Source organism: Bradyrhizobium sp. UBA2491 (assembly GCF_002341725.1).
In the GTDB taxonomy this organism is placed as follows: domain Bacteria; phylum Pseudomonadota; class Alphaproteobacteria; order Rhizobiales; family Xanthobacteraceae; genus Bradyrhizobium.
In genome coordinates, this window is record NZ_DDOP01000057.1 from 23,060 (window position 1) to 29,059 (window position 6,000).

A 6,000-nucleotide genomic window follows, 5' to 3' on the forward strand; every position below is an offset into this window, starting at 1 on the left:
GGCCTCCGGTCAATCGGCGACCAAACACGGGAGGAAACAATGAAGCCAATCTTGCGACAAACCCTGCCATTGACCGTGCTGATCGCGGCGGCGGCCATCTCGATCGCGCCCTCGGCCCGAGCCGAAGTGCCGGCAACCTGCGTCAAGGGCGTCGACCTCGCGACGCTCGGGCCGAAATCGATCGTCGGCCAGGGGCCGCATGGCGAGAAGGCCGCGTCGCCCGAGGTGCTGGCGCTGTCGGACGCCGAAGCCGCCAAGGTCAGGGAGAAGCATTTCAAGGTCGGCATCTCCATGCAGACCGTCAACCTCGACTGGGCGCAACTGCAGATCCAGGGCATCACCGACACGCTGAAGAAGTACGGCGTGACCGTGACGGGCGTAGCCTCCGCTGAATATCAGGTGGACAAGCAGATCGCCGACATCGAGAACACCATCCAGCAGCATCCGGATGGCATCATCTCGATCCCGGTCGATTTCACCGCGACCGCGCCGACCTACAAGAAGGTCGCCAAGGCCGGCATCAAGCTGGTGCTGATGGACAGCATTCCGACCGGCCTGAAGCATCCCGAGGAGTATGCCTCGATGATTTCGGCGGACAATCTCGGCAACGGCCAGATTGCGGCGCAGATCCTGGCGTCCTGCATGGCGCAGGGCGCAACCATCGGTCTCGTCAATTTCGGCGTCGACTATTTCAGCACCAACGAGCGCACCAAGGGCGTTCGCGAGTGGATGCAGAAGAACCGGCCCGACATCAAGATGAAGCAAGTCGACTTCACCGATCCACCGAAGGTGTCGCAGATCGCGGGCGACTTCCTCACCGGCAATCCCGACGTCAAGGGCGTGTTCGCGGTCTGGGACCAGCCGGCGCTGGATACGCTGAGCTCGATGCGCGCGCAGGGCATCGACATTCCGGTCACGACCGTCGATCTCGGCCTGCAATCGGCGATCGAGATCGCCAAGGGTGGCCCCTTGAAGGCGACCGGGTCGCAGCGTCCCTATGACCAGGGCGTCGCGGAGGCGATGGCCATGATGAACGCACTGCTTGGCAAGGAAACGCCGGCCTGGGTCGGCGTGCAGTCGCTGCCGGTGACGCAGTCGAACGTGCTGGAATCCTACAAGACGGTGTTCAAGAAGGAGCCGCCGTCCGAACTGACCGACGCCTGCAACAAGGCGAAGCCTGCCTGCAACTGATCTTTGGCCCGCGATGCGCGGTGTCGCAACGGCGTGCATCGTGGACGAAGCTGACCCGGGCGAGCCAGCCCCCGCCCGGGTCAGATGGCGCTGGTTACGTACTCGACCGGAAGGCTGCGGAAGTGCTTGCGCATGTCCGACGACGCCGCGCCGCCGACGATGATCCGCGAGAACGCGCCGATATCGGAGAAGAATGCCGACTTGAGACTGCCGAGCTTGCTCGCGTCGATCACCAGGATGCTCTCCATCGCGGTCTCGATCACGGCTTGCTTGACGGCGACCTCGTGAAAATTCGAGCAGCTCGCGCCGCGGGTCCAGTGCACGCCGCCGGCGGAAATGAACGCCTTGTTGATCCCAAGCCGGCGCAGGTAGGACAGCCCGTCGTCCGACGCAAAGGATTGCGACGAGGGATGATAGAGCCCGCCCATCAGCATCACCTGCGTGCCGGGCCGGTGCGTCACGATCGACGCGACGTTCATCGAATAGCAGATCACCGAGAGCGGCAGGTCCTCGGGCAGGCAATCCGCCAGCGACTGCATCGTGGTGCCGCAGTCGATGAAGATCGTGTCGCCTGCCTTGATCGAGGCGGCCGCAGCGCGACAGGCGAGACGCTTGTCCTGGGTGTGCTGGTCGATCTCCTGCTCGAACGTGTACTTGATGCCGGTCGGCGACGCCGCATTGACGACGTAGCCGCCGAGCAAAGCGAGGGTCGCCTCCGGGCCGGCAAGGTCGCGGCGCACCGTCATTTCGGACACCTTGAGGAGCTCGGCGGCGTCCTTCAGGTGCAGCGTACCGCTCGATTCGACGGCCCGGCGCAGCCTTTGCAGGCGCTGGACGCGTGTTTCGTTTGGTCGTGTGTTCGAGATGTCAGCCATTTTGTCGCCGAGCTTGCTTATCCGATTGACAATGATCTTACAATGTTGTGAGTTTATCAACGTCGTTTTGTTACAATAATAACATCAGATCGACCGGGTTGGTCCGGTGCCGGGACGGTATCGTTCCGCGGCAACCGGTGAACCCAGCAGCGAGTTCAGGGGAGGATCACATGTTGCGATCAGCACATTCAGTCTATCTGGCGATCTCGTCGATTCGCTAGGACCCCAAGAGGACCCCAAGTCGCTAGGAGCCGAGGCGCCGCCATGACGCAGAGCGTCTTCATGCAGAATCCGTCCGCATTCGCCGCGCAGTCGCACGCCCCTGGCGGAGAGCATCAGCTCCCGCGCAACAGCGGCCGCGCGCTCGAGATGGATTGGGTCGACGACATCAGGATCAATCTGTCGGCCGCCGAACGGCGGGTCGCGAGCCTGCCGGGCCGGCGCACGGTCAAGAAGGACGCGCAGGCGGCGTGGCTGCTCAAGGCGATCACCTGCATCGACCTGACGACGCTCAACGGCGACGATACGGCCGAACGGGTGAGGCGCCTCTGTGCCAAGGCCAAGGCGCCGCTGCGCGCCGATATTGTCGAGAAGCTCGGCTTTGCCGGACGTGAACTGCATACCGGTGCGGTCTGCGTCTACCATCGGTTCGTCGGCGCGGCTGTCGAAGCGCTCGATGGATCTGGCATTCCGGTTGCTGCGGTCTCGACCGGATTCCCGGCGGGACTCGTCCCTCATGAACTGAAGCTGAAGGAGATCGAGGCGTCGGTGCGCGACGGCGCGCAGGAGATCGACATCGTCATCACGCGCGAGCACGTGCTGACTGGCGATTGGCGGGCGCTTTACGCCGAAGTCCGGGATTTCCGCGCCGTTTGCGACAACGCGCATCTGAAGACGATCCTGGCCACCGGTGACCTCAAGACGCTGCGCAATGTCGCCAAGGCATCGATGGTCTGCATGATGGCCGGCGCCGACTTCATCAAGACCTCGACCGGCAAGGAAGGCGTGAACGCGACGCTGCCGGTGACGCTGGCGATGCTGCGGATGATCCGCGTCTATCAGGAGCGCACCGGCTACAAGATCGGCTTCAAGCCGGCTGGTGGAATCTCGACGGCCAAGGACGTGCTCAATTACCAGTTCCTGATGAAAGAGGAATTGGGACGCGACTGGCTCGAGCCCGACCTGTTCCGGATCGGCGCCTCCAGCCTGCTTGCCGATATCGAGCGGCAGCTCGAGCATCACGTGACCGGCCACTACTCGGCCTTCAACCGCCACCCCGTGGGATGAGATGAGCGTCGCAAATTATTTCGAGACCATGGACTATGGCCCCGCGCCCGAGGCGGATGGCGAGGCGCGCGCCTGGCTGGCGCGGCACGGCGCCACGTTCGGCCATTTCATCGCCGGCAAGTTTGTCGCGCCGCATGCGGGCAAGTATCTCACGACGAGCGACCCCGCGACCGGCAAGATGCTGGCGCGGATCGCGCAGGGTGCTGCTGCCGATGTCGAGGCCGCCGTCAATGCCGCGCGCACCGCGCAGGCTGCATGGGCCAAGCTCGGCGGTCACGGCCGCGCGCGTCATCTCTATGCGCTGGCGCGCATGCTCCAGCGTCACGCCCGGCTGTTCGCCGTGCTGGAGGCGATCGACAACGGCAAGCCGATCCGCGAGACCCGCGATCTCGACGTGCCGCTCGCCGCGCGCCATTTCTACTATCACGCCGGCTGGGCGCAGTTGCAGGAGCGGGAATTCGCCGACCAGGTGCCGATTGGGGTGATCGGGCAGATCATCCCGTGGAATTTCCCGCTGCTGATGCTGGCCTGGAAGATCGCGCCGGCGTTGGCCGCGGGCAACACGGTGGTGCTGAAGCCGGCGGAATTCACCTCGCTTACCGCATTGTTGTTCGCCGAACTCTCTGCCGAAGCCGGCCTGCCGCCGGGTGTGCTGAACGTCGTGACCGGCGATGGTGCGACCGGCGCGCTGCTGGTCGAAAGCCCCGTCGACAAGATCGCCTTCACCGGCTCGACCGAGGTCGGACGACTGATCCGTCAGTCCACCGCGGGCACCGGCAAATCGCTGACGCTCGAGCTCGGCGGCAAGTCGCCGTTCATCGTGTTCGACGATGCCGATATCGACGGCGCGGTGGAAGGCGTGGTCGATGCGATCTGGTTCAACCAGGGCCAGGTCTGCTGTGCCGGCTCGCGGCTGCTCTTGCAGGAGGGCATTGCCGAGACCTTCCGCAGGCGCCTGATCCGCCGCATGGAGACGCTGCGCGTCGGCATGCCGCTCGACAAGGCGATCGACATGGGCGCGGTGGTCGCCCCGGTGCAACTCGAGCGGATCAAGTCGCTGGTCGAGACAGGGGTGAAGGAGGGCGCCGAGAAATACCAGGCGTCCGGCCCGATCCCTGCGGAAGGATGCTTCTATCCGCCGACGTTACTTTGGAATGTGCATCCGTCCGCCACGGTCGCAACCGAGGAGATCTTCGGCCCGGTGCTGGTGGCGATGACGTTCCGCACGCCGGACGAGGCCGTGATGCTCGCCAACAACACGCGCTACGGCCTTGCGGCCAGCGTGTGGAGCGAGACGATCGGGCTCGCGCTCGACATCGCGCCGAAACTCATGGCCGGCGTGGTCTGGGTCAACGCCACCAATCTGTTCGACGCCAGCGTCGGCTTCGGCGGCTATCGCGAGTCCGGCTTTGGCCGCGAGGGCGGTCGCGAGGGGATGTATGAGTATCTGAAGCCGAAGGCCTGGAGCGGACGCAAGGTGCGGGCCAAGGCGCCGGCTCTGCCGACTGCCTCCAGCGCCAGCGCCGGGTTCGACGTGCCGCCGATCGATCGAACCGCAAAGCTGTTCGTCGGCGGCAAGCAGGTGCGTCCGGACGGCAATTATTCGCGCGCGGTGCTCTCGCCGAAGGGCCGGCGGCTCGGCGAGGCCGGCGAGGGCAATCGCAAGGACATCCGCAATGCGGTGGCGGCGGCGCGCGCTGCCGAGTCGTGGGCGCGGGCGACGGCGCATAACCGTGCCCAGATCCTCTATTATCTTGCCGAGAATCTGTCTGCACGCGGCGACGAGTTCGCCCGGCGTCTCGCCGACATGACCGGCGCATCGGCCGCCAAGGCACGCATCGAGGTCGATGCGAGCATCGAGCGGCTGTTCAGCTATGGCGCCTGGGCCGACAAGTTCGAAGGATCCATCCACGCGCCGCCGCTGCGCGGCGTGGCGCTCGCGATGCACGAACCGATCGGCGTGGTCGGTGTCGCCTGTCCTGACGAGGCGCCGCTGCTCGCCTTCATCAGCCTGGTCGCGCCATTGATCGCGATGGGCAACCGGGTCGTCGCGGTGCCGAGCGAGCGGCATCCGCTCGCCGCGACCGACTTCTACCAGGTGCTGGAGACGTCTGATGTGCCGGGTGGCGTGCTCAACATCGTCACCGGCGACCGCGCCGAGCTGGTCAAGGTGCTTGCCGAGCATGACGATGTCGACGCGCTCTGGGTGTTCGGATCGCAGGCCGCGTCGGCTGCGGCGGAACGGCTGTCGATCGGCAATCTCAAGCGCACGCTGGTCGATCACGGCCTCGCGCTCGACTGGTATGACAGGGCTGCGAGCGAAGGACCGATCCTGCTCCGCCATGCGGTGCAAGTAAAAAACATCTGGATTCCGTATGGTGACTAGTGACGTCACCTTGCGGTGATATCGATTGGGGCCCGAACCACAAGAGTTCGGCGATTTGGAAGACAAAGGAGGGGACGCAACATGCTCAAGGGCATCAATCCACTGCTCAATGCCGACGTGCTCTATGCCCTGCGGGCGATGGGGCATGGTGATCGCCTCGTGGTGTGCGACACCAATTTTCCGGCCGACTCGATCGCGCGCCAGAGCGCGCTCGGCAGACTGCTCCGCATCGACAACGTGACCGCCGCCAAGGCGGTCGAG

The 6,000-nt window shown here is 65.0% G+C and carries 5 protein-coding genes; 4 read left to right on the forward strand and 1 reads right to left on the reverse strand.

Annotation, left to right across the window (positions count from 1 at the left end; genetic code table 11):
• Positions 1 to 39 precede the first annotated feature (39 nt).
• Positions 40 to 1,191, forward strand: a complete 1,152-nt coding sequence (locus B2W55_RS18755; protein ID WP_024582347.1) for a substrate-binding domain-containing protein — start codon at positions 40 to 42, stop codon at positions 1,189 to 1,191.
• An 80-nt stretch (positions 1,192 to 1,271) separates the two neighbouring features.
• On the opposite strand, the gene B2W55_RS18760 is transcribed toward B2W55_RS18755, so the two are convergent.
• Positions 1,272 to 2,066: a DeoR/GlpR family DNA-binding transcription regulator gene (locus B2W55_RS18760; RefSeq protein WP_024582346.1), complete on the reverse strand. Its 795-nt coding sequence runs from the start codon at positions 2,064 to 2,066 to the stop codon at positions 1,272 to 1,274.
• 282 nt (positions 2,067 to 2,348) lie between these two features.
• On the opposite strand from B2W55_RS18760, the gene deoC reads away from it, so the two are divergent.
• From deoC to B2W55_RS18775, 3 genes are all read left to right on the forward strand, one after another.
• Positions 2,349 to 3,353: a deoxyribose-phosphate aldolase gene (gene deoC, locus B2W55_RS18765; protein WP_024582345.1), complete on the forward strand. Its 1,005-nt coding sequence runs from the start codon at positions 2,349 to 2,351 to the stop codon at positions 3,351 to 3,353.
• Position 3,354: 1 nt separating this feature from the next.
• The gene (locus B2W55_RS18770) at positions 3,355 to 5,739 is read left to right on the forward strand and encodes an aldehyde dehydrogenase family protein (RefSeq protein ID WP_024582344.1); all 2,385 of its coding nucleotides are present in this window, start codon (positions 3,355 to 3,357) and stop codon (positions 5,737 to 5,739) included.
• Positions 5,740 to 5,820: 81 nt separating this feature from the next.
• Positions 5,821 to 6,000, forward strand: a 180-nt coding sequence (locus tag B2W55_RS18775; RefSeq protein WP_291532266.1) for an RbsD/FucU domain-containing protein, incomplete at its 3' end; no start/stop codon positions are given.